At 36.3% G+C, this 22,776-nt stretch carries 27 protein-coding genes; all 27 read right to left on the bottom strand.

Annotated elements, in window-relative coordinates:
• Complete coding sequence (locus FD735_RS04985) at positions 1 to 252, bottom strand: hypothetical protein (RefSeq protein WP_001162702.1); 252 nt, start codon at positions 250 to 252, stop codon at positions 1 to 3.
• The gene (locus FD735_RS04980; protein ID WP_001090723.1) at positions 252 to 458 is read right to left on the bottom strand and encodes a hypothetical protein; all 207 of its coding nucleotides are present in this window, start codon (positions 456 to 458) and stop codon (positions 252 to 254) included. Before FD735_RS04980 ends, FD735_RS04985 begins: the two co-directional genes overlap by 1 nt.
• Entirely contained in the window at positions 412 to 4,758 is a 4,347-nt protein-coding gene (locus FD735_RS09920; RefSeq protein WP_255296300.1) for a phage tail spike protein, read from the bottom strand. The genes FD735_RS04980 and FD735_RS09920 overlap by 47 nt, the downstream gene beginning before the upstream one ends.
• Entirely contained in the window at positions 4,759 to 5,481 is a 723-nt protein-coding gene (locus tag FD735_RS04965; RefSeq protein WP_049501427.1) for a phage tail protein, read from the bottom strand.
• Positions 5,478 to 8,531 carry a phage tail tape measure protein gene (locus FD735_RS04960; protein WP_139658631.1) on the bottom strand — a complete coding sequence of 1,018 codons (3,054 nt, stop codon included), beginning with the start codon at positions 8,529 to 8,531 and terminating at the stop codon, positions 5,478 to 5,480. The genes FD735_RS04965 and FD735_RS04960 overlap by 4 nt, the downstream gene beginning before the upstream one ends.
• Positions 8,532 to 8,713: 182 nt before the next feature.
• A complete protein-coding gene (locus tag FD735_RS04955; RefSeq protein ID WP_139658630.1) occupies positions 8,714 to 9,133 on the bottom strand; it encodes a hypothetical protein in 420 nt (139 codons plus the stop codon).
• Between the two features lie 11 nt (positions 9,134 to 9,144).
• Positions 9,145 to 9,714, bottom strand: coding sequence for a major tail protein (locus tag FD735_RS04950; protein WP_045616007.1), 570 nt, complete (start codon positions 9,712 to 9,714; stop codon positions 9,145 to 9,147).
• A 2-nt stretch (positions 9,715 to 9,716) separates the two neighbouring features.
• On the bottom strand, positions 9,717 to 10,043 hold the full coding sequence (locus tag FD735_RS04945) for a hypothetical protein (protein WP_139658629.1): 327 nt from the start codon (positions 10,041 to 10,043) through the stop codon (positions 9,717 to 9,719).
• Positions 10,044 to 10,050: 7 nt separating this feature from the next.
• The gene (locus tag FD735_RS04940; protein ID WP_045616005.1) at positions 10,051 to 10,419 is read right to left on the bottom strand and encodes an HK97 gp10 family phage protein; all 369 of its coding nucleotides are present in this window, start codon (positions 10,417 to 10,419) and stop codon (positions 10,051 to 10,053) included.
• Positions 10,397 to 10,750 (bottom strand): head-tail adaptor protein, encoded by a 354-nt coding sequence (locus tag FD735_RS04935; RefSeq protein ID WP_061421027.1) that lies wholly within the window; start codon positions 10,748 to 10,750, stop codon positions 10,397 to 10,399. Before FD735_RS04935 ends, FD735_RS04940 begins: the two co-directional genes overlap by 23 nt.
• On the bottom strand, positions 10,750 to 11,007 hold the full coding sequence (locus FD735_RS04930; protein ID WP_006153583.1) for a head-tail connector protein: 258 nt from the start codon (positions 11,005 to 11,007) through the stop codon (positions 10,750 to 10,752). Before FD735_RS04930 ends, FD735_RS04935 begins: the two co-directional genes overlap by 1 nt.
• A gap of 2 nt (positions 11,008 to 11,009) precedes the next feature.
• Positions 11,010 to 12,215: a phage major capsid protein gene (locus tag FD735_RS04925; protein WP_125841180.1), complete on the bottom strand. Its 1,206-nt coding sequence runs from the start codon at positions 12,213 to 12,215 to the stop codon at positions 11,010 to 11,012.
• Between the two features lie 18 nt (positions 12,216 to 12,233).
• On the bottom strand, positions 12,234 to 12,932 hold the full coding sequence (locus FD735_RS04920; protein ID WP_061421029.1) for a head maturation protease, ClpP-related: 699 nt from the start codon (positions 12,930 to 12,932) through the stop codon (positions 12,234 to 12,236).
• The gene (locus tag FD735_RS04915; RefSeq protein ID WP_139658628.1) at positions 12,925 to 14,211 is read right to left on the bottom strand and encodes a phage portal protein; all 1,287 of its coding nucleotides are present in this window, start codon (positions 14,209 to 14,211) and stop codon (positions 12,925 to 12,927) included. Before FD735_RS04915 ends, FD735_RS04920 begins: the two co-directional genes overlap by 8 nt.
• Positions 14,212 to 14,280: 69 nt before the next feature.
• Positions 14,281 to 14,619: a type II toxin-antitoxin system RelE/ParE family toxin gene (locus FD735_RS04910; protein ID WP_006153450.1), complete on the bottom strand. Its 339-nt coding sequence runs from the start codon at positions 14,617 to 14,619 to the stop codon at positions 14,281 to 14,283.
• Positions 14,612 to 14,905, bottom strand: a complete 294-nt coding sequence (locus tag FD735_RS04905; RefSeq protein ID WP_045615998.1) for an antitoxin — start codon at positions 14,903 to 14,905, stop codon at positions 14,612 to 14,614. Before FD735_RS04905 ends, FD735_RS04910 begins: the two co-directional genes overlap by 8 nt.
• Before the next feature lie 65 nt (positions 14,906 to 14,970).
• Complete coding sequence (locus tag FD735_RS04900; protein WP_139658627.1) at positions 14,971 to 16,563, bottom strand: terminase large subunit; 1,593 nt, start codon at positions 16,561 to 16,563, stop codon at positions 14,971 to 14,973.
• Entirely contained in the window at positions 16,560 to 17,033 is a 474-nt protein-coding gene (locus FD735_RS04895) for a phage terminase small subunit P27 family (RefSeq protein ID WP_139658626.1), read from the bottom strand. The genes FD735_RS04900 and FD735_RS04895 overlap by 4 nt, the downstream gene beginning before the upstream one ends.
• Positions 17,034 to 17,077: 44 nt before the next feature.
• Positions 17,078 to 17,308 (bottom strand): hypothetical protein, encoded by a 231-nt coding sequence (locus tag FD735_RS04890; protein ID WP_139658625.1) that lies wholly within the window; start codon positions 17,306 to 17,308, stop codon positions 17,078 to 17,080.
• A gap of 2 nt (positions 17,309 to 17,310) precedes the next feature.
• Positions 17,311 to 17,523, bottom strand: a complete 213-nt coding sequence (locus tag FD735_RS04885; protein ID WP_139658624.1) for a DUF4314 domain-containing protein — start codon at positions 17,521 to 17,523, stop codon at positions 17,311 to 17,313.
• Positions 17,524 to 17,574: 51 nt separating this feature from the next.
• Positions 17,575 to 18,756 carry a DNA cytosine methyltransferase gene (locus tag FD735_RS04880; protein ID WP_139658623.1) on the bottom strand — a complete coding sequence of 394 codons (1,182 nt, stop codon included), beginning with the start codon at positions 18,754 to 18,756 and terminating at the stop codon, positions 17,575 to 17,577.
• Positions 18,753 to 20,009: a site-specific DNA-methyltransferase gene (locus tag FD735_RS04875; protein ID WP_139658622.1), complete on the bottom strand. Its 1,257-nt coding sequence runs from the start codon at positions 20,007 to 20,009 to the stop codon at positions 18,753 to 18,755. Before FD735_RS04875 ends, FD735_RS04880 begins: the two co-directional genes overlap by 4 nt.
• Before the next feature lies 1 nt (position 20,010).
• Positions 20,011 to 20,442 (bottom strand): helix-turn-helix domain-containing protein, encoded by a 432-nt coding sequence (locus FD735_RS04870; RefSeq protein WP_139658621.1) that lies wholly within the window; start codon positions 20,440 to 20,442, stop codon positions 20,011 to 20,013.
• A 263-nt stretch (positions 20,443 to 20,705) separates the two neighbouring features.
• Positions 20,706 to 21,071: an HNH endonuclease gene (locus FD735_RS04865; RefSeq protein WP_139658620.1), complete on the bottom strand. Its 366-nt coding sequence runs from the start codon at positions 21,069 to 21,071 to the stop codon at positions 20,706 to 20,708.
• Position 21,072: 1 nt separating this feature from the next.
• A complete protein-coding gene (gene metK, locus FD735_RS04860) occupies positions 21,073 to 22,110 on the bottom strand; it encodes a methionine adenosyltransferase (protein ID WP_139658619.1) in 1,038 nt (345 codons plus the stop codon).
• Between the two features lie 50 nt (positions 22,111 to 22,160).
• Positions 22,161 to 22,355: a hypothetical protein gene (locus FD735_RS04855; RefSeq protein ID WP_139658618.1), complete on the bottom strand. Its 195-nt coding sequence runs from the start codon at positions 22,353 to 22,355 to the stop codon at positions 22,161 to 22,163.
• A 56-nt stretch (positions 22,356 to 22,411) separates the two neighbouring features.
• A complete protein-coding gene (locus FD735_RS04850) occupies positions 22,412 to 22,639 on the bottom strand; it encodes a hypothetical protein (protein WP_139658617.1) in 228 nt (75 codons plus the stop codon).
• Between the last annotated feature and the right edge of the window lie 137 nt (positions 22,640 to 22,776).

Below are 22,776 nucleotides of genomic sequence, written 5' to 3'. Positions count from 1 at the left end.
CTATTGTTCTTTTTTATTTGACTCAATTTCAGCTAAAACAGCATCTTCTAATTCATATCGTTTATCTCGGAACAATTTTTCTTGGTTTCTCATTTCGAGACGATGCTCCGCATAGAGCTCTGAATGATAGAGAAACTCAGATACTGTAGAAACACCATGTTCATCAACATCAACAGTATACTGCTTAACTACTTCATCGCCAATCTTCAAATTTCCAACCAAACGTGTTGTTTTAGTAATTTCTAATGCCATTAACTTTCTCCTTTCTCTCTTTTAGTTTTTACTTCCTCAAATAAGTCTTTTAGGTCTGAGTCGTATTCTAATACATCTTTCATTAACTGCAATTCGCTTGCAACAACCAAATAAAGAGCCTCATTTTGTGCTGCTTGACCTTCGGTTTGTGCTAGTTTCTTAGTCAACGACTCCATTGCTAATTGATGGATTAAATCTGTGTTCATCTTCTAACATCTCCAATCGTTTATTTAATTTTCGAATATCAAGTATTAACTCTTGAATTCCTTTTAAAGCGATATTCGTTAATCTTGTATTATCAAGATTCAGAAAACCACCATTTTCATACACAAGTGACGAGTCAATTTGTTGAACATCTTGAGCGATGAGTCCAATTTTGGTATGAGCCTTTTGAATACGATTCCCTATTTTCTTCCAGTCATACTCTTTAAATTGAAATCTTTTGATAAAATCGAGTGCTTTATAGTTAGATAAGCCTATATTCTCTTTTAAGTTTTTATCAGAAAAATGTTGGTTAACAATTTGCCATAAGCTATAAGCATTTCCGTTATATGAGTAGTAAATATCATTTCCTGATCCACCAAAGTCTAGAGACACATTATTAGAATTCCAATAACTAATAGTTCCTGTAGTTGAGCCATTAATGCTACTTTTGCCGTACTTTAACCAGCCAATTCCTTTTGCCTTAATGTATCCTTCGACCGTCAATAGAAAATCATCACTATCACTTGCAGTGTTTCCAGTAGTAAAATCTGAATCTTTGTAAATAAATAAGCCGTAAGGAACATTGTCTCCTCGGCCATAAGAACCTATAAATTGTACGCCTAAACCATCTTTAGAATTAAACTGACGAGGAACATTAATCTGTAATCCACCGTTGATAGCGTCAAATGAACCATAAGCACCTAACTTAATTTTTGTTTCTCCAGTTAATAATCCACCAGAAATTGTGGTTCCAGTTATTGTGCCACCCTGAATTCTGTCACCACTTAGTAAGCCTGACTTTATTTGACTAGCATCAATCCTAACACTTTGTACACTATTGATAAAAGCATTCTTAGCAAACAGCTGTCGTAAATAAGCTTCATTTGCAACTAACTTATTAAAAAACGCTTGATCCACAACAATTTTATCTGCAGTTACTGAATTTGACGCTAATACCATAGTAGTTACTGAACCAGATTCAAAGTTTGATGTCTTTAATTTATCAATCATTCCTGATTTAATGACTGCTCTATCAATTAAAGTATCCCCAGTGATATGAGTTGCCTTACCAATGATTCTATTGATTCCATTCGCGCCTAGATTAATACCTGAAATTAAAGAGCCTGCATTAGTTAAATTTTGAATCGAATAGGAACCTTGATGTTGCTGAACAAGACTTTCTGTTGCAATTTGTTGAAACGATGTACTATCTACAAAGTTATTAGGTGGCTGACTACCTCGAACAATTGAAATTTGGCCAACTGCCACAGTGCCGTTCTTTTCTAGCCAAATATGAAGCCCAAAATCATCTGTTTTTGTCACGGTTTTATTTATCGTAAAAGTTCCTGTAAAAATTTGAGCTGCGCCCGTTCTAGTCGGACTAATGGTGAAACCTCCTATTGAGTTACCTGATTTAATTTCAAAACCAACTTTTCCATCAGGTAGTACATCTATCCATAAATTGACCCTATAAGAAAGTTTCTCACCAGCAACAAATTTTTGACTATGAAGAGGCATTTGGAAACCACGCCAACCATTTGTTGTCCTGCCACTTTGTGCAATTCTTAGCAACTTGTATTCATTAGTTCCAGTCATAATTAAATTCGAATTCGGTTCACGTTCTTTATATTTACTAAAATTGGTTGGATCGTATACTAAGTTTTGGTTATCAATTAAATCACTGACTCTTGTAATCAGTCCTTCGGATGTTTGTAAAATCTGACTAATTGATTTACCTTGTTCACTAATAGTTCTTGTATGGCTACCTATAGTATCTTTTACCTCGTTAAAGGCTGTTACAGTTGTTAAATCTTCGATAGGTTTAGTCCAATAATTTGGAAAGATATCTCCAGTAGTAATCATTAAAGCTCTCCAATGAAACTTACCTGAACTTGCTCCATCAATACGAAATTGTAATTCAAAGTTTTTAAAATTATTGAACATCTCATCTGTTACCATTCGAGAAATTTTAATAAGATGGTAGTTTGTACCAGTTTTTAAGGCGCTAGACCAAGAGGTATGAAAGGGATTAGAATGAACACTCCATACAGCGCTATTATCTGATTTTTTATATCCTGGACCTTGTAAAATAATTCTAGGAGTAACAGTTGAATCTAAAACAACATTATCGACAGAAATATAAACAAATAGGTTGATTTTTGTCCCTGCATAAATGCCAGTCGCATCACCATAAGGAATTTTTCCTAATGTTTGAATCCAATTGAGTTTCGAGTTTATTTCTTTGTATGAAGTCCAACTATCACTGGAACCAGATGCTAAGTTTCGATGAGAAACACTAGTTGGTATTAAAGCTTTAGTTTCACTAATAGTCCGAGTGAAACTATTAGATGTTTCTCTAACTAAGTTTTGCACGCTAGAGTTCGTTACATAACCTCTATCTAAAATATTTTTATCAACATCTGATTTAGTTTGAAATCCTTTTAAATTGATTACAGTTTCTACCTGACTACTGGTCAATCGTTTGGCTATTTCACCTGCTTGGATTTTAATTGTTGTTTCAGTACTAGCAAGTCGATTTGTCGTTTGGTTAAAATCTGTTTGTGATACTTTAGTATTTATAGCATCTGCAGCAACTTGTAAATCAGTTTTAGTTTTAGATATTGCTAATGCGTTCTCTGATATTCTTTGGAGTGCTTCACTAGCTGTTTGTTTAATATTTTCTACATAGGTCTTTTCAGCTTTTAGATTTATTTTATCCTTGGCTTGTGATATTTCCGTTCGTTGTTGCTCTACGGTATTTTTGATAGCATCAAAGTCTGTCTTTGAAACCTTGTTAGTAATAACACCCGTAAGCTTATCAATTGAAGATTCTACTGTCGTAATTTGATTCAATAAGCTATTCTTGCTGAGTTCAACTAAACGGTTTGCTTCTGCAATGGCTTCTTTTTTATAATTTAAGGTATCTGTTAGCACTGTATTAGTAGTTTCTTTAACTTCTTTACTGACCTCTAAGGCATGATTAGCTAAATCTCTACTACTATTTGCTTTAACCAATACATCGTTATATCTATTTTCATTAAGTAATTCATTAGATAGAACTTTAGAATCAACATCAGCAATCTTTCCTTCAATCTCTTGACGAATACCATCTGCGTAAACTTCTGCACTAGCTTTGACTTTTTCAATATCATCTAGAATTGATTCTTTTTGTTTAGTGAATTCGGCATCAAATGCTGTGTTCGCATTTCTCAAAGCTTTTTCAATTGTGACTTCTTGTAATGTGAAACTAGAGTCTAAAATTTCATTTGCGACAGTTGAAATTGCATTATTTGAAGTTGAAGCACCTACCATTGGTTTATCATCAAAAATAATCGAGATATATTCTTGTGTCAGTGCATCAAATTCATAAGCAACTGCCTTTTTGGGAATATCGATCCCATGTTTCAAACTCTTGATATTTACGGTATCCCCTAAATGTACAACCTGCCCATCGAGTTCATAGGCTTCAATCGTAATAGCATCCGATAACTTATCAATTCCTTCATTCTTGAACTTAGCCTCAGCCCACTTTTTTAACTCCTCAGTGCTTTTAAGAGTATTATTTTCATACTCTTTTTCATTAATATATGGATAGTAAGTAATTAGAGGACTGTCGACAGTAATTTTAATTGTCTGTTCTTTATCCTTACCATCTGGTTTAAATGTTGATTTTGCATGAATACGAGTAATGATTGATTGAGTTGATTTTGTTCTCTTGTAAGACTTTAGATTCTTATGTGTTGTTATGACAACACCCCTATTTTCACCTCTATTCTTCTTGATTGTCAGAGCCAAATTGTCACGAATCAACTCCCCTTCCCAAGTTCCTATAATAGAATGAGCACCATCCATTAAGACAGCATAAAGTGTTTTTACCTCATCTGTATTGAAAGTTCGGCGATCTGTAACATCGCTCGTAAATGAAAAATCACCAAGATTAGTCTTAGTATTTTGTACCATTTGGGATAAGGCCATACCACAAGTAAGATTAGCAACACTAATTGGTTCAATAGACCGTTGCATAATATCATCTGAAATATGGTAGGCGGTTATATCCAAACTATCATCGTTTTCAATTGGCTTTTTAATACGAAATAACTGGAATCCTAAGACAGGCACAGGAGCCTTGATAAGCATATCCTCTTTTATTTGTTTATAGATACCAGAATCGGTAATTGGATAGCGAATAGATAAGGTGAAATCACCGTTCAGGGTTTCTTTTACAATTGCAGAGCTAGTTTCATGAAGAGGTAATCCATTCCACTTTACAGTTCTAATATCTTTGTTCAACAAAAATAACATTTAAGCCCACCCCCAATTTGTTTCAAAGCTTAATGAAGTAATACCTCTACCAAGAACAACACCTACTTCTTTTTTAGCGCTTGGATCAATAGTGATAAAATCACCAGACCATTTGATGTACTTTTTGCTAACCGTTAGAAAACTTGGACTATTTGGTTCGTTTACCATCACAAGAGGTTCTGTAAGTTTTTCAATTTTAATAACCTGATCTCCAATCGTAAACTGAGTCTCAGTTGCCGAATTCCCCATTATCGTTATTTTGGGGAACGCTAGAGACGTCCCTTGAACTCTAAGTACACCGTTTGATGTCAAAGTTTGTCTATCAATTGATTTAAAAAACTTTGTAGGATGACAAATAAAGGTAGCTTTCGTCGCATACACACCATCTCTCTCTTGTTTTACCTCAGTACATTTTACTCGGTAACACCAAAGACGTGTGGTTTTCATCCGTTCACTCTCAAGCCAAAACTGCTCCTTGATAAATAGACCCATAAATTGATGGAGTTGTTCTTCTGAGGGCTTAACAATGTAAATCGTATATGATTTTTCAATTAAATCACGGTGCCGATTTGTTTGCGAAAGAGCGCCACTCATTCCTTTATGTTCTAATAAACTCGTCTTACTCTCCGCTAGAATAACAGAAGGCGATTCGTGGACAATCACCTTAAAAGGAAAACTAGAAGTTCCAATTCCATCTATGACTAACTCGTTTCTTTTAATCATATAGTGGCTCCTCTCAATTGTTTTTGACGTGCTAATTCTTCTGCGATTCGACTTGCTACTTCATTTGCTATTTTTTCAATATCTGCCTGTTCTCGGATAATATTTCCAGTAATCGAAATGTTGATGTCTGGCATTCTTAAATCCATCGTTCTTGCAATACCTCTTCCGATTGCCCCAAGAGTAGATTCATTTAAAGGGAGTACCGCTTCGTTTCCTGCTTCTCCTCCTACCATTAGGGAATTCCCTATTGTTCCAAAGGCAGTTGGTTTTGTTAAAATCCCCCCTTTTGCATACCACTCAATTCCGATTCTAGGAATTTGTCCCTTTAACCAATCCAGAGGGTTTGCAGATCCTGACACACTAAAATGAGGTAAAGGAATGTGTGGCCACTGAAATCTGAAATTAAAGAGATTTTTGATAGCAGTTATAGCAGTTGAAACTGCATTTTTGGCAGTGTTGATTGCATTTGAAATCGTATTTTTTACTCCATCCCAAACATTAGACACTGTACTTGAGATTCCATTTAGAATACCTGAAATAGTTGAACTGATACTATTCCAAATTGTACTGACAACGTTACTAATTGCTGATAAGAGATTACTAATTGTGTTCTTAATCCCATTCCAGGTGTTTGATATAAGTTGACTAATAGTACTTAGAACTAAGCTTACAATTGACTTGATGGATTCCCATACTGTTGAAATAACTGCCTTTATTGTTTCCCATGCACCAGACCAATCTCCTGTTATAACCTGCATGATTGCTTTAATAATGCCTAAGACAAGATTGATTGCCGTTTCAACTACTTGTTTGATGATTTCCCAAGCTGTGCTGATAATCAGTTTTATATTTTCCCATGCTGCCAGAATATAGGGTTCTAGAATTGACATAACGGTAGTTATGACTGTTGAGATTGCATTCCAAACTGTGGTTGCAGCTGCAAGAATTAACTCTTGATTCTCAGTCCACCATGAAGTTAGAGTCCCCCAAATACTTAAAATAAAGTCTGATATTTCTTGAATGATAGTAGATATAAAAGAATATATAGCATTCCAAATATCCATTACTGCTGTTCTAAATCCCTCGTTATGTTCCCAAAGTTCTTTTATACCAACAATTAACAAGGCTAGAACAGCTACAATTCCTAATACTATTGCAATAACAGGTGCTACACTTGCTATTAAGCCACCAATTGTGACACCCATTGCTAAGGCAGCTGCCTGAAGTGCTAAAAATATAGGGAGTAATAATCCTAATCCAGTAATGAGGCTACCTACAATAATGATAAATTGTTTTACTGGCGTTGATAAACTAGAGAACCACTCTGCAATTGAACGTAACAAATCAGCTAAAATCTCTAGTATCGGTGCAAAAGTGACAGCTATAGCATCCCCAACTTCAGCTAATGCTAACTTCGCTTCATTTTGAGCAGTTGTAAATTTATCAATTGGATCTAGTGTCGCTTCATAAGTTGAGCCGACTGTTCCTGATGCTTTCTTTGCTGTTTCAGCTAAGTCATCGAAAGATAAAGCTCCACGACTAATAGCATCCACCATTCTTGGAGCACCCTTGGTCCCAAATATATCTGAAGCGATAGTTAACTTTTCAGTTTCGCTAGTTGAATTTCTAATTTTTTCTATGGTTTCAGATAAACCTTGCTGCAAAGTCTTTCCAGATGCTGCGTACTTCACAGATGCTTTTGATAGGGATGATAAAGAGGCTGATGAATCCACACCAGCCTTTTCAAATTTCCCCATTAAAGCAACACCCTCATCAAATGAAAGTCCTAATGCCTTAATTTGTGGTGCTCCAGAGATAACCTTATCCATCAAATCTTGGACTCCCACCCCAGTAGCTTGACTGGTAAAGGTGACAGTATCAAGAACACCAGACAAATCCATTGCCTGTAAGCCATATGCTTCTATAGCTTTCTTAGCTGAAATAGCTGATGAGGTAACATCACTTCCGTTTATGGATGCGAATTGAATGAGGTAACTTGAAGCTGATTTTAAACTATCACCAGTTAAACCAAACTGAGTGTTCAACTCTCCGACTGCACTTCCAGCAGTGTTAAAGTCTGTAGGGATTTCTGTAGCAAGGTTCTTTGCGATAGTTGTCATTTCTTCTAAAGCTTGGCCAGAAGCACCAGTTTTGGTGACAATGATATCCATCCCTTCATCAACTTCGTTAAAAGCTTCAAGCGACTGTTTCCCAAAATCAATCAGTTTTTGTGATAATTCTGCTAAACGGTCACTGAATTCCATTAGGATTTCTGCTTTTAAGAGATGATTGATGTCTGATAGATTATCCTTTGCACTTATTGAACTAGTGCTCATCTCTTCCATCTCATTTTGAAGGTGATTATAGGCCGTTTTGGTATCATTTAGAGTCTGTTCCAGTTTATTGGCTTCAATTGAATTTTCGCCATACTGAGATTTTGTTAGTTCTAGCTGTTTCTCTAAATTCTGAATCTGTTTTTCTAGTAAAGAGGAACTTTCATTTACTTTTCTTTGAGCTAAAGCTAGCTGTTCAGATTCACTAGAACTTGAAGAAAGTTCACTTTCTTGTAATTTAAATTGACTCGTTAATTTTTCACTCTCAGAAGCTAGACGAGCTTGTTCTTGTTTCAAGCTATCCCATTGACTTTTAGTACTACCTATTCGATTACCATTTTCCGATAAGGCTTGGTTGACACCCTCTAGTTTGCCTTCGTAACTTTTCAGTACTGTCTGTGTAGTTTCTACTTCCCTTTGAAAGGCTCGATATTGTTCCGCACCAATAGTACCAGACTTAAATTGAGCTTCAACTTGAGCTTGTGCCTGCCTTAAGGTAGCTAACTTTTCTTTAGTTGTTTCAACTTGTTTAGCAAGCACTTCTTGTTTTTGAGTAAGGAGTGTGACATTTCCTGTATCAAACTTAAGAGCCTTATCAATTTGTTTCAATTCTTTAGTTGATTCAGCGGCTTGTTTATTTATCCCTTTTAAGGCATTTTGCAAGGGTTGTGTGTCACCACCAATTTCTATTGTGATGCCTTTTATATTTCCAGCCATGTTCACATCTCCTTTCTATTAAAAATTATCAAAATCACTTTGATTCGCTTTTCTTGTTTTGCTTGTTTCATTTGTCCGCAAGTTTACATAATCAGTTTGATAATCAAGAGCCATCCCTATTGAAATATGCTTTAAGTCGTTTATGGATAAGCCAGTTTCCTTACAACAAAATAGATAGCTTTCTACCGTAAAGATTTCTTCGCTTGCTGTTTCTGTTTGATCTGCTTTTTTCTTGTATTCATCCCTTGGTTAAGCATATTCATTAAGATAGTTGCTACTTCTTGAACTGGAAACTCCTCCATCTCCATAAAGAATTCTTTGAATGGTTTAATTCTTGGATTAGCAGATTTCGCAAATACCCAAAAAATTCTGTGAAAAAAAGTCATATCAAAATTGGTCAGGATAGATAGATCAATGTCACCAGTTTCGAGTTTTTCTTCCTCATTTAGGTGTTCAATCTTATCGAGAATTGACTGCGTACTCACCATTGAAAACAAGTCTTGAAAATAATCTTTACCAAACTGTTCTTTATAAGCAATCGGTGTATAGGCATTAGTAGCTAATTCATAGGTCTTTCCTGAAATTGTAATACTATCTCTCATCTGTAACTCCTTTATTCACGAGGTTCAAAGACTTCCTTGAACCAATTCTGACGAATCTCATCACTTGTTTCTTCTGTCGTTTTGCGACGAACCACCTTATCAAGTGGCCGAGGACTTGCAGTAAAGTTTAGCTCAACCTCATTAATATCTGAACCAGATTTTGTTTTTGATCCCATTGACGGACGTGATGCGTAACAGTAATACAAAACATGAAGTGTTTCTTTCTTATCTCCTTCAAAACGAAACATCAGAGCGAAATTCTTCTTTTCAGCATTTGCGATTTCAGAAATTGTTTTAGTTGTTGGATCTAATTTTTCTCCTAAGACACGAGTTAAAAATTCTTGGGTTAATAAGGCGAGCTTCAATGTTCCCTCATAACCATCATTTGATTCCGAAGTATAAAAGTTGATATTATCTGCCTTGTATGAACCTTTGTCACCAGTCGGTTCCAAGGTTAGTTCTGCTGCACCTCGTAATCGTTCAACCGTTCCATAAGTCAATGCACCATTTGAAGCTTCAGTTGTAACTTCTGCCCAATGAACATCTTGTAATCCGAATGTAACTTTATTTTTTTCAGTCATAACTATCCTCCGTTTAATGAAATGTAATATGTAATTTGATACAGTTTTTCAGTTGAGATATAAGTCTCTACTTTGTCAAAAAAAATTGAATGACTATCAAATAAGTCATCCATCTTAGTTTCGATTTCTAAGTCCTTCTTTAAGGTATAGAGTTCCGCTTGAAGATTAAGAGTCTTATGATAGCTCCAATTATCAGCTCCAGTATTTTCAGAGTCCTTAACAAGATATACAATAAATGGTGGAGCTGGACTTCTTCCTTCTTCAAAATGATGATAAGCTACTGGCAACTTTGATTTTATTAAAATGTTATAGAAATCTTTTAATGTCATGAAATCCTCACAATCTTTGTCTCAGCCTATCTTCAAGTGACTTAACGGCACTTTTTTCAACGATTTCAATATGTTTTTGCCCTTCTACTCGACCACCATTTTGTTTAGCGTGACCATTTTCTAGGAGATGAGTTAAGCCTGGTGTTCGGTTATGAATGGTTTTTGTTAAGCCTGTAGGACTGTCACTTGTTGACTTACTTTTCCAACCTCGTGCATACTTACCAGTTTTTCGTGGAGAAGAGATCTTTAAAGTATCTACAGCACTATCTGTTACTTCTTCTACTACCTCTCGCATTGCAGATGTCGTCTCTTTAATGTAATCACCCAACTCTTGATCAATTACTTTTTCCAACTCATCCATTCCTATCCTGTTCATAGTCATTCTCCTTAGTTGCTACAATATAAATCAATTGCCTAGGAACGCTATCACCATCAATTGAATCTATCGTAAAGTAGGCGTCTCTGTACTTTATCCTAGTTTTTAATGAACTTAGATTTAGTACCGCTTTGTCGTACCTTAGTGTAAATTGAATTTTGTTATAAAGAAGTTTAGACACACTCCCCTCATTTTCTGTCAAGGTCAATGGGCGACTAGAACACCATCTTTGGAAAACCGTGTTCCAAATTGAAGATTCATTTCCAATTTCATCAACCACAATTTTACGCACTTCAAATGTAAGACGGTCACGTAACGGAGCGATTTTCATCAAAAAATATCCTTCCTATCAGCTAATAGTAGGTGATATAACATTTGTTTTAACTCTTTATAATTAGCTGTTTCACGGTGTTCATAAAGATAGGCAACCCCATACAGGATTGCCATTCTTAGAACCTCACTGTAAGTATTCTGCCTTAATGTTTCTTCACAGAGTTTTTTACTCGTATCAATCAATTGCGTAATCAAGTCATCTTCATCTGTGTTTTCTACCTTAAGGTAAAGTTTTGCTTCTTCTAGACTTATCATGATTATTTTGCTTTCACAGATAAAATTTTTACTGCTTCTGGTAATACTAATTTCCCATCAACACGTTGAGATGCAAGAAAACCAATTTGACCATTATTAGCATAAAGTTCATTGAGACGTTTAAAAGTACGTCCTTGGCGGTCAGCAATCCAGTAATATGAGAAATCTCCAAATGCAATGGCTTTATTCCCCTGTTCAGGGAGAGGTGCAAAGGTAGATGTATAGTATGGACGGTTAAGAATTAAATCTGGTTGTCCAGCTTGTGTAGACGGTTGCCAAATATAATTTCCGTTATTGTCTTTCAGTTTACGGATTGCTTTGACAGTTGTATCATGAAGAATCCATACTGCATTTTTACGATACGGAGCAGGAAGAGAATGATACAATTCAATCATGTCATCAAACGTAATGTCTTTAGTCGTCGTTGTAGGACCAGTAACATTTGCTTGCGTAAAGATTCCTGTTGGTTTCTTTGAGCCATCTCCAATAAGGAATGATTTCTCTTCTTCTGTACCAATACGTCGTGCAAACTCACTAGTCATATAGGATTCTAAATCAAATACTGAGTCATTTAACAATTCTTCTGAGATTCGAATAGCTGTTCCAATCTTATGTGAATCAAGTGTTACTTGACCAAATGTCTCATCAGTTTCAGGATAAAGTCCATTTTCATCCATCCATGACGCAGTTCCATGCCCTGTAACAACTGGAATCTTCCGCTCTCCACTTGATGTTTTAATGACGGTTGCTAGACTTCGGAAGAAATTCTCTTCTTGAAGACCTTGAACTAGTTTTTTCTCATACTCATCAGGTACTAAATGGCCACCCTCTGTATCTTCTCCAACACGAAGAACATCCTTAACATCAAAGAAGTTACGCTTACGGACATTCGTCCAAAAGGTTTTGGAATAGACATCAGACTTAGTTCCCTTCTTCTCATCTTCTACCTCACTATCTTTTAAGACAGTGGTAGGCTGTCTTGTCAAAGCCTGAGAAGTTGGTTGAGCAAGTTCTAGATCAATCTTTTCTTGTCGTTCTAAGCGAGCGATTTCTTGATTATAGCGATTGATTTTACTTTCCATTTCATCATAGCGTTGAGAATCTTCTTCTGAGACTAAACCATCTTCAGTTCGCACTGAGTCTAGGAAAGTTTTTGCTTGTTCCCAAGCTTGATTTCGTTTTTCTTTTAATTCAAGTAATTTAGACATAGGTTAGTTTTCCTTTCATTATTTCAATAAATCTAATCGTTTTCTTAACTGATTGAGAGGAGTCGTTGATAAAGGTTTGTAGCTATCTATTTTGGCTTGAAGTTTAACAACAAGGTTATGATCCGCAGTGGCTCTACTAAATGAATAACTGCTAATTTCTAGCTCTTCTTTAGGTTCATCTTTATCGAATAGAATCTTGTCCGCAAAGCCAAGTTCAACTGCTTTTCTCGCATTAAACCATGATTCAGAATCCATTAAATGTGAGATTTTTGCCCTAGATAATCCTGTTCTTAACTCATAGGCATTCACAATGGACTCTTTGATTTCCCCCAACATTTCAATAATCTTTTCCATATCTTTTGCTTCACCTTGTGCAATCGTCCACGGATTGTGAATCATCATCATTGCAACAGGACTCATGGATACTGTTGTTCCAGCCATGGCAATCACACTGGCAGCACTAGCGGCAAGGCCATCAATTATGACATGCACATTTCCCTTGTAATCCATCAGCATGTTATAGATTTGTGCTGCAGCAAAAACATCACCCCCTGGACTATTAATCCAGAGGGTGATATCACCTTTTCCTGCATTTAAATCATTTTTAAAGAGTTGTGGAGTAACTTCATCTCCAAACCATGTTTCATCAGCAATCTGTCCTTCAATACGAAGAGTACGAATATTCCCTTCGTCTGAAAAACTCCAAAATTTACGCATCTTCTTCCTCCTTTGGTTTTTCTTTAGGTTGTTCAATTACCTGTTTTGTCATAAAACCACCAGCATCTTTTAATTTAGTCATATTTCCGTTAATTAAATAAAGATTTCCTCCCTCTTCATCTGTTAAAAGATTTAAATCTTCAAGTTCTCGAATATCATTTGTAGATAACCAGCCATTCTGTCTTGCAATAGCATATCCACTCATACGACTTTGATAATCTCCACGTAATAAACCATCTACATTGAACTTAACAAAGTACTTCTTCTTTTCTTCAGGCAAAAAAAGAGACCTCTTGAAGGCCTGTTCTAAACGAACTACCCAAGGGTCTAATGTGTATTTAACAAACTCTAGTGATTGTTGCTCGATATTTGAAAATGAAGATTTTTCTAAATCACCAATCATATGTGGTGGTATCCTATACAAACGTGCAATCTCATTGATTTGAAACTTCCGAGTCTGTAAGAATTGCGCTTCTTCTGGCGGAATGCCTATTTGAGTGTACTTCATCCCTTCTTCTAGAACTGCAACTTTATGTGAATTTGTGACACCGTTATAAACCGCATTCCAAGAATCACGTACTCTTTTTGGATCCTTCAAAATCCCTGGATGTTCCAATACACCACCAGGATTTGCACCATTTTTAAAGAATGATGCTCCGTAATTCTCTGTAGCCAAGGTCATTCCAATTGCGTTCTTTGCTAATGCGATGGGAGAATAGCCAATCAATCCATCAAAACCAAGTCCGGGAATGTGAAGTACATCTTCTTGTTTTAAAATAACACTGCCTTTTTCCTTGAAATTTGGATTTTCTTCGGTCTGACGTTGATATTTGTAGTAAAGTTTCCCATTTTCATCACGGTGTACTGACATTTTATCCGGTAACAAAGGATACAAACTGATAACCTGACCGCTCTTATCCCTTATGATTTGAATATAGGCATTTCCCCATATCAAAAGATGAGTCATCAAAGTTTCACGAAAGACAAAAGAAGACATCTCTGGATTTGGTTCATCATGAAGTAAGAAATATAGAGGGTGTTCAAATTTTTTCTCCCTCCCATTAGATGTTCTTTCATAAATGTGAATGGGTAGAGAGGCGACAGCTTCAGCTAATATTCTCACACAAGCATAAACAGCTGTAGTCTGCATGGCTTTAAATTCATCTACATTTTCTCCACTAGAAGTTCGTCCAAAGAGATAGGAAAAGTCCTGTCCCTCATAGCTATTATGCGGTTTATCTCGTGATCTTTTTCTTCCAATAAAATCTAAAAATCCCATCTAATCCTCCATTTTTGAGTACAATAAAAGCACCTCATTTGTGAGATGCTCTACGAATTATAATTGAATTTACTTATTGAATAACTTAGCCCAATTCTGCTTGGAATTTAAAATTCTTGAGACATAAACCTCATATTTGTCGATATAATAAAAAGCTAAGTAATTTTCAATAGGCATATATCTATAACGTTTCCCGTCATCTGTTAATTCACCATAACCTCGACTCGACACCAAAGGACATGCTTCTGGAAAGGTTTCTAAAGTTTCTAGTGCCGTTAAAATAAGGTCTAATTTACTATCGGCAGATTGCTGGCTGTAAAAATTCAGTACAATATAATCATGTATTTCTCTCAAGTCTTTCTTAGCTTGATCCGTAAGAGAAACATGGTAACGTTTATGATTACTCAAGTCCAAATTCCTTTCTTACATCTGCTAAAGACGTTAGTTTCCCTTGCTCAATTTCTTGATGGCCCAACAAGATTTCCTTTTTCAAATCTTCAAAAGCAACCTGATATTGAGTCTCTTGTGAATCACTAAATACGAACTCTTTGGGATCAACTGCACCTGTCGCAATTTTACGAAGTGCAGCATTAAAGATATCTGACAGGGTTAATTTTTCATCAGCTAAGATTTCTTTCGTTTGTTGGTAAAAAGTCGAATCTGCTCTAAAATTAACAGGTTGAGTACTTGCCATAATTAATACCTCTTTGTAAAGATGTTTTGTAAATACATTGTATCATCTTTAGATTTAAAATTCAACTAAAAGCTTAGTATTCCTCGCTCATCATAAATACTACTATCATTATTTTGGTGTCTAATACATCTATCAATCCCCATTATAAGAGCAACAATTCCATCGATTTTTTCAATTGATTTCTCTTTATCTGGTTTGATATTGCCTGCAGGGTCTTGGCGCATAACTACGTTTTGCGACATCCATTTTAAAACAGGTTGTCCTCCGTGTTGTATACGACCTTCCATCATAAGTTTGAATAATTCCTTTGACGGTGGACTCATATCCTTGTACCCCTGACCAAAAGGAATCATTGTCAGCCCCATATCTTCTAGATTCTGCACCATTTGCGTTGCATTCCATCTATCATAGGCGATTTCTTTTATATTGTATATCTTTGATAATTCCTCAATGAACTTCTCAATAAATCCATAATGAACTACATTACCCTCTGTCGTCTTTAGATAACCTTGCCGTTCCCATACGTCATACAAAACATGATCTCTACGACAACGAAGTTCAAGAGTATCTTTTGGTAGCCAGAAATAGGGTAGGATGATGTAATATTCTAATTCATTTCTAGGTGGGAAAACTAAAACAAAGGCTGTGATATCGGATGTACTTGACAAGTCTAGTCCTGCATAGCATTCACGACCTTGCAAACTTTCAAAATTGATAGGTGCATCCCCTTTGTTGTATACATGTTCTGGAATCCAAGCAACCGTAGAATTTGTCCACATATTTAGCCGTAGTTGCTTGAATACATTTTCTTCAGCAGGATTATCAAGTGCTTGTTTATAGGCTTCTCTGACACGGTCTAAGCCAATGGTATGACCTAATGACGGATTAGCTTTTAACCAGTTACTTTCGTCATTCCAGTCCTCTTCATCAGATAAACCATAAACGACAGGATAAAAAGATGTATCATTCTTTCTGCCCTTTAAAATATCAAGTGCTTTTGTATGTAACTCGTAACAAATTGAATTCTTATCTGTTCCTGCAGTAGTAATGATAAAAAATAAGGGTTGTTCTCGTGCATCCCCTGAACCTTTAGTTAAGACATCATAGAGGTGGCGATTGGGTTGCGCATGAATTTCGTCAAACACGAGTCCTGAAACGTTGAGACCATGTTTTGTACCAGTCTCAGCGGACAAAACTTGATAGAAACCTGCATTAGAGTAGTTAACAATTCGTTTCGTAGCACCCATTATTTTTGAACGTTTCTCTAAAGGTCGACTCATTAGTACCATTTGTTTTGCTACATCGAATACAATAGAAGCTTGATTTCGGTCACATGCAGCACCATAAACTTCTGCACTGGCTTCATTATCTGCATAAAGTAGATAAAGAGCAATTGCTGCTGCTAGTTCACTCTTCCCATTCTTTTTTGGAATTTCAATATAAGCTGTTAGAAATTGTCTATTTCCATCTTCTTTAACAATCCCAAATATATCTCGTACTATCTGTTCCTGCCAAGGTAAAAGTATAAACTTCTGACCTGCCCATTTTCCTTTAGTATGACAAAGGTTTTGAATAAAAGTCACTGCTCTATCAGCCTTACTTTTATCATAATGTGATGTAGCTAGCATAAAAGGAGTTGGTTCATAATGAAAAGTCATAGTAAACCTCCCAACAAATCTTCCATTTCGTCACCGTTACCAACCTCTGAATCCATAGTAGCTAAACGATTCCTAGCGGATGGGGTTAGACCAAATTGTTCACAAAACTTCAGCATAATTTTTAAATTAGTTTGACTAATTGAAACTTGTGGAACTTGCTGTAAATACCCATTTGGCGTCTTTAAGATAGAACCATGTTTTGATAAAAATTCCTCTGCTTCTTTCCATCGTGCGTAAGCTTGACAATAACCTGCAAATGCAGTCATATCCATTTCCGTCAGTAATCCCATTTGTTCCAATATTTTCCCCATCCGTTTCCATTCCCTCTTAGCATCCTCTTCAAGCCACTGGGGGCAACGTGGAGCCTTCCTTTGAGGTTTTACTTCATTCGTTGGGAGAGGCCGTTTACCAGGATTACCTTCTAAAACTTTTAAATTTGTAGGTTTCGGTTTACGTCCTCTAATTGCCACTAATTCACCTCCTAAAATAAAAAGAACTCACATCGAGTTCCAAATTATAATTTATTGTATGTATCCACTATTTCTTGATATATAATTTTATCCAAATCATCCATTCGGTCAGTAATTTTGCCATATTCATAATGAAAAACTATTTCTTTATTTCGTTTAATTTTTAGGATTGCTATCCAAGCTCCATCAATATGTCGATCATAAGTACTGTATTCCCTAAGAAACTCAATATGATAGTGCCGACCATTGAATTCTCTAGTTATCATTTCCCACATAACTATCTCAATTTCATTATTTTATCAATCCCGTAAAGTAAATTTAAACTTTGTCCGTTATCCCAACTTACTAAAATTGAACCAATATCATCAACACCAATTACCGTACCGAGAGTACCTATAGGTGGCGCAAATGGATCCTCCATTTCGAGTAATTTTACTCGAGTTCCATTGGGATACAATGATTTCAAAGTCTTCACTTTTAAGTCATCCATAATACAACCTCTTCTCTTTTGTTTAGTACATATTAACTCTAAAGTTCATTTTTATCCAGTTATTCCTGATGATATTTTTGAAGATAATATGGCGCAACCAATAGCATACACAACTGGTACTGTGACTCCGTTTCCTGCTTGTTTATAAAGTTGTGCATCTGAATTTACAGCTTTTGCCTTTTCAAATAAGTCATCATTAAAACCTTGAAGTCTAAAACACTCTTTTGGAGTAAGTCTTCTAATTTTGACAACACGACCATTCCAAACTACTGCGCCCATCTGGCAGCTACATGAAAGGTTGTGAGCTATTCCTCTCCCTACTCTTGCCCTTCTCGTTAATGAACTTGGATAAGAAAGATCAACCGAGTCACCAACCTCCGCCAATTGGTAACCTTGCTTTGTTCCGTTCCTAACCTTGATACCTTGTGTCAAAATTGGTTGAACCTCAAGCACTCCAGAGTTCATTGCTGTACGCTTTGTTGCACCAGCAGTATAACGAGCAGTTATACATCTTGCTTCTTCAGTTAACTTTGGTTCAGTTAGTGATTGGTCAATCAGATAAAGACCTGTCTTAGCTCCTAGTCCACCACCCTCTCCAACAAGTGTTGTTGCAATACCACTAGGGTCGTAGACACGGTAGCTTTGCATACCGCCTACAAGTTGCTTAAGATGGCTACTGCTTTCTCTGCTGATAGGTAGTACTTGTCGTCGACCTTTTCTTCTAAGATGTCCGATAGTATAGATGCGTTCTCTATTTTGTGGTACTCCGTAATCTTTTGAGTTAAACACTTGCCACTCAAGGTCATACCCTGATTCATCCAAGATAGAGAGATAGTCGAGATAATCTCGTCCCCCACCACTTGATAAAAGTCCTTTAACATTTTCAAGGAGAACCCATTCGGGTTTATCTTCTTCTTTTTGGCTTTTGATGAGTTCAACAAATGTAAAAAAGAGTCCACTTCGCTCACCGTATAGGCCGGCTCGTTTCCCTGCGATAGACACATTTTGACAAGGGCTTCCCGCACACCAGAGATCTGCTTTGGGTAATCGTGTTGAATCGATTGTTGTGATATCGTCATGAAACCATTCTCCTTTCGTATCATACATTGCTTCATAAGATTTGCGTGCAAACTTATCTTTTTCGCAAAATCCTATACACTTCATTCCTGCTAATTCTAGCCCATGTCGAAAGCCACCAACTCCGGAAAAGAAATCTAGAAATGTTAGTGTCATACTTGTTCCTCCAACTCCTTTAACACTTGGTTATAAGTTAAAACCTCATGATTACGTTGTACGGTTACTTCAGTATCTCCTGTAACTTCTATATAGCGTTTAACAATGACATCCACAAACTTTTCATCCAGTTCGATTCCATAACAAACACGTCCAGTCTGATCTGCAGCTATTAAAGTAGAACCAGAACCTAAAAATGGATCTAAAACTATTGTTCCACGCATAGAAGAGTTTTGAATAGGGTAAGCCATAAGTTGAATTGGTTTCATGGTTGGGTGGTCTTTACTAGACTTAGGACGGTCATATTCCCAAATGGTAGTTTGCTTCCGATCACTAAACCATTGATGCTTTCCTTTTTTCTTCCACCCATATAAACAAGGTTCATGTTGCCATTGATATGGGCTACGACCTAATACAAGTGAGTTCTTTTTCCAGATGCAACACCCACTCAAATAGAAACCAGCATCTTTAAAAGCTTTACGGAAGTTGAGTCCTTCCGTATCTGCATGAAAAACATAGATAGACGCATCATCTTCCATGTGATTTTCTACTTGAGTAAACATAGAAAGGAGAAATTGATAGAAGTCTCCGTCAGACATATTATCATTTAGGATTTTCCCAGCCGTCTCTTCAACGTCCACATTATAAGGTGGGTCCGTTACTACTAAATTAGCTTTCCTATCATCTAGCAACTGCTTATAGGTTTCAGCTTTTGTAGAATCACCACAAATGACTCTATGTTTTCCCAATTGCCAAATGTCCCCATGTCTTGATAACGTTGGTTTCTTCAATTCTTCTTCCACATCAAACTCATCTTCATACAACTCCTTGTCATGGACATTGGAGAGGATGTCATCAATCTCTGGTGGCTCAAAACCAGTAAGGTCTAGATTGAAATCAGACTCCTGTAAATCTAAAAGTAAGTCAGCTAAGAGAGCTTCATCCCATTGACCTGTAATCTTATTGAGTGCAATGTTCAATGCTTTCTCATCTTCTTTGGGTAAATCAACGATGACGCACTTAGCAGTTTCATAGTCTAAGTCTTTAAGAACTGTCAAGCGTTGATGACCACCAATTACAGTTAAATCTTCATTGACAATAATAGGGTCAACATATCCAAACTTAAGAAGCGACTGTTTAATTTTTTCATATTCCTTATCCCCTTTTTTCAGTTTCTTTCGAGGATTATAAGCTGCAGGCTTTAATTCTTTCAGAGGAAGTTCTTTTATTTCCATTGTTGGTTGGTTCGTCATTTTAGACTCCTTTGTAAAATCTTATCTGTATGTAGCAGGCATGGCTACAATACTTTCTATTGGGATTGGCATAAGATAAAAATGACCTACCACAACACTGGCAAGTCATTTCTTCATATGCAGTTTGTTCCTTATCATGCTCCTCTTGATGATTTTTCCACCAATTTATTCTGCACCTATCTGAGCAAAATTTCTTCGGTCGTCCGGTTTTATTAGGAACCATAGGTTGAAAACATTGAGGACAGTTTGTACCATTTTCAACTCGTTTCTCAACCATCAAATACGGTAATGTTCCTTGTCCCTTTAACTCAGGATGTCTTTTACAATACTTCTTAACAGAGTCTTTAGATAAACCAATTACTTTAGCAACTTCACCGTATCCTAAGCCATTTTTTCTAAGTAACCAAATTTGTTCTCGTTGAAAGTTATTCATACCTGTTCCTCACCTTTATACTAAAAAATAAGGTTATTTTCGTACCTAAATTTAAACAAATTTACGAAAATAACACTCACTTAATTCTATATTCTTACTGGATTCTTTACTATTTTGAATTTATTTTTATATCCCACCCTATCAATTTTGCGAAATTTTACGTTTAAGGGGGCGTCGGTCTTTTACAAACAAGGGGTTAGAGATTTTATCCCCCCTACCCCAGAGAGAAAAAAAATAAATACTTTTAGTACGAATCTACAATATTAAAACCGATAGGTATATTCCACATATCTATCAGTCGTCTTGGTCTTTCTATCATGACAAGATTTACAAAGGGCTTGCCAGTTAGATTGATTCCAAAAAAGTTCTTGGTCACCTCGGTGGGGAGTGATATGGTCAACCACTGTTGCCTTGGCCAGTCGTCCCTCTCTTTGACAGTAAACACAGAGAGGATTGAGCTTTAAGTAACGAATCCGTGCCTTATTCCACCGTGCATTGTAACCTTTAGCTTTAGTTGTCTTGGCGTCAAGTGCGTGGTTAGTCTTGTGGTCATAGCAGTACTTGTTTCCATAGGTCACAAGGTTTGGACAACCATTCTGCTTGCAGGATGTTCTTGGTCTACGTGGCATCTTACTGCTCCCAAGGAAGAGTTGATTTCGTAAAATGTCCAAAACATGTAGATTGAGTGTAGTCTACGTTTAGAAGATCCAACTCCTTGATAATCCCTTTCGGTGTTAAATCGTACCGTTCTCTAATCATTCCTACCAATTGTTTGCTCGTATACTTACTTGTCCCAAATGTTTCTACATGAATAGAAACCGGTTCTGCGACCCCTATAGCGTATGCTAATTGAACTTCGCATCGTTTAGCATATCCTTCACGAACGATGTCTTTTGAAATCTTACGTGCCATATAAGCTCCTGAGCGATCCACTTTACTTGGATCCTTTCCTGAAAATGCACCACCACCATGATGCGCAAATCCACCATAGGTATCAGCGATAATTTTTCTTCCAGTAACTCCAGCATCTGCATAAGAACCACCAAGAACGAAACGACCAGTGGGATTCACTAAAATATTAAAATCAAGGTTTTGTCTATACCGTTTAGCAATTTTCATCATAGATTCTTTAACAATTACTCTTAAATTCTCAATTGTCATTTCATCGCTATGCTGAATTGATACTAAGAATGTTGTAATTCTTTTATTGTCATAATCATAAGAAACCTGTGCCTTAGCATCTTTCCCTAAGAGCGGATGCTGAAGTTCCATAAGTTTCTCAAGAACACGAGTTGCTAAAACGTAGGGAAGCGGCAAGTATTCATCAGTTTCGTCAGTTGCATAGCCATACATCATCCCTTGGTCTCCAGCACCACCTGTATCAACACCTTGAGAAATATCATCACTTTGTAAACCGATAAGATTCGTCACAATGATATTTTCCATTCCTAGTGGTTTAACGACATTTCGAACAACAGTTTTTAAATCAAACAAGGCTGTTGTTTTCATTTCACCAGCAACCACTATATGATTATCTTTGATAAGAGTTTCTACTGCAACCCTGCTATTCTTATCTTGTTCTAAACATACTGTTAGAACTGCATCTGAAATCTGGTCACAAATTTTATCTGGATGGCCATTAGATACTTGTTCACTCGTAATAATCATTCTTTCCTCCACGCAAAAAGCCTCCCCATTTGGGTAAGGCTCTGTTTTTTTTATTTTGCTTTTCTACCTGCTTCATAGGCTTGTTCAAGCATTTCTTTCAATGCCCAAACGCTGATGTCATAAAAGTCAAGGCTGTCACTATTTCTCGTTTCTAGCGTTTCAGCGCCAATTCTATTTTTTGCGATTTTTGTTAAAATATCCTCTTTCTTCATGGTTTTATCCTCTTTCTTTTTTGTTGTAATCATATTACCTCTAAAATCGGGATATATCCAGTCATTTGTGCATTATTTTAAAGATATTTTTAAACTTTTAAAGCTTTCAAAACCACTTCAAGTATAGCTTCCTGTTCATCAGATTCTGGGTAGATATCCCATCCTCTGTCATAAGAAATGATAGTCTTTTCAGCAACATCAACCTCTAATTTGAATACACATCCTAAATCAATACCTACATCAGAAGGTTGGTCACTGACTTTTGCTATGTAATCAACTATTTGTCCGTGATAATGAATCTGCCCTCTGGTCCACATGGTTATTCTCCTCTTATTTTTCTAGGTGTATATTACCGTAGAACCAGAATTTTATCCAGTGAACATAGCCGATTTTCTATCTTTTTTGACATCTTAAGTATATCACAGTCATTTTTAAAAAGCAGTACCATCTTAGT

The organism is Streptococcus sp. 1643 (assembly GCF_006228325.1).
Taxonomy (GTDB): Bacteria; Bacillota; Bacilli; order Lactobacillales; family Streptococcaceae; genus Streptococcus.
The sequence above is the reverse complement of the archived record's forward strand: the minus strand, read 5'-3'. Positions and strand labels throughout refer to the sequence as shown.

Excerpts from the sequence above, each read along its gene's own strand:
- FD735_RS04985 (WP_001162702.1), bottom strand. The coding sequence starts at position 252 with ATGGCATTAGAAATTACTAAAACAACACGTTTGGTTGGAAATTTGAAG.
- FD735_RS04980 (WP_001090723.1), bottom strand. The coding sequence starts at position 458 with ATGAACACAGATTTAATCCATCAATTAGCAATGGAGTCGTTGACTAAG.
- FD735_RS09920 (WP_255296300.1), bottom strand. The coding sequence starts at position 4,758 with ATGTTATTTTTGTTGAACAAAGATATTAGAACTGTAAAGTGGAATGGA.
- FD735_RS04965 (WP_049501427.1), bottom strand. The coding sequence starts at position 5,481 with ATGATTAAAAGAAACGAGTTAGTCATAGATGGAATTGGAACTTCTAGT.
- FD735_RS04960 (WP_139658631.1), bottom strand. The coding sequence starts at position 8,531 with ATGGCTGGAAATATAAAAGGCATCACAATAGAAATTGGTGGTGACACA.
- FD735_RS04955 (WP_139658630.1), bottom strand. The coding sequence starts at position 9,133 with ATGAGAGATAGTATTACAATTTCAGGAAAGACCTATGAATTAGCTACT.
- FD735_RS04950 (WP_045616007.1), bottom strand. The coding sequence starts at position 9,714 with ATGACTGAAAAAAATAAAGTTACATTCGGATTACAAGATGTTCATTGG.
- FD735_RS04945 (WP_139658629.1), bottom strand. The coding sequence starts at position 10,043 with ATGACATTAAAAGATTTCTATAACATTTTAATAAAATCAAAGTTGCCA.
- FD735_RS04940 (WP_045616005.1), bottom strand. The coding sequence starts at position 10,419 with ATGAACAGGATAGGAATGGATGAGTTGGAAAAAGTAATTGATCAAGAG.
- FD735_RS04935 (WP_061421027.1), bottom strand. The coding sequence starts at position 10,750 with ATGAAAATCGCTCCGTTACGTGACCGTCTTACATTTGAAGTGCGTAAA.
- FD735_RS04930 (WP_006153583.1), bottom strand. The coding sequence starts at position 11,007 with ATGATAAGTCTAGAAGAAGCAAAACTTTACCTTAAGGTAGAAAACACA.
- FD735_RS04925 (WP_125841180.1), bottom strand. The coding sequence starts at position 12,215 with ATGTCTAAATTACTTGAATTAAAAGAAAAACGAAATCAAGCTTGGGAA.
- FD735_RS04920 (WP_061421029.1), bottom strand. The coding sequence starts at position 12,932 with ATGCGTAAATTTTGGAGTTTTTCAGACGAAGGGAATATTCGTACTCTT.
- FD735_RS04915 (WP_139658628.1), bottom strand. The coding sequence starts at position 14,211 with ATGGGATTTTTAGATTTTATTGGAAGAAAAAGATCACGAGATAAACCG.
- FD735_RS04905 (WP_045615998.1), bottom strand. The coding sequence starts at position 14,905 with ATGGCAAGTACTCAACCTGTTAATTTTAGAGCAGATTCGACTTTTTAC.
- FD735_RS04900 (WP_139658627.1), bottom strand. The coding sequence starts at position 16,563 with ATGACTTTTCATTATGAACCAACTCCTTTTATGCTAGCTACATCACAT.
- FD735_RS04890 (WP_139658625.1), bottom strand. The coding sequence starts at position 17,308 with ATGTGGGAAATGATAACTAGAGAATTCAATGGTCGGCACTATCATATT.
- FD735_RS04885 (WP_139658624.1), bottom strand. The coding sequence starts at position 17,523 with ATGGATGACTTAAAAGTGAAGACTTTGAAATCATTGTATCCCAATGGA.
- FD735_RS04880 (WP_139658623.1), bottom strand. The coding sequence starts at position 18,756 with ATGACACTAACATTTCTAGATTTCTTTTCCGGAGTTGGTGGCTTTCGA.
- FD735_RS04875 (WP_139658622.1), bottom strand. The coding sequence starts at position 20,009 with ATGACGAACCAACCAACAATGGAAATAAAAGAACTTCCTCTGAAAGAA.
- FD735_RS04870 (WP_139658621.1), bottom strand. The coding sequence starts at position 20,442 with ATGAATAACTTTCAACGAGAACAAATTTGGTTACTTAGAAAAAATGGC.
- FD735_RS04865 (WP_139658620.1), bottom strand. The coding sequence starts at position 21,071 with ATGCCACGTAGACCAAGAACATCCTGCAAGCAGAATGGTTGTCCAAAC.
- metK (WP_139658619.1), bottom strand. The coding sequence starts at position 22,110 with ATGATTATTACGAGTGAACAAGTATCTAATGGCCATCCAGATAAAATT.
- FD735_RS04855 (WP_139658618.1), bottom strand. The coding sequence starts at position 22,355 with ATGATTACAACAAAAAAGAAAGAGGATAAAACCATGAAGAAAGAGGAT.
- FD735_RS04850 (WP_139658617.1), bottom strand. The coding sequence starts at position 22,639 with ATGTGGACCAGAGGGCAGATTCATTATCACGGACAAATAGTTGATTAC.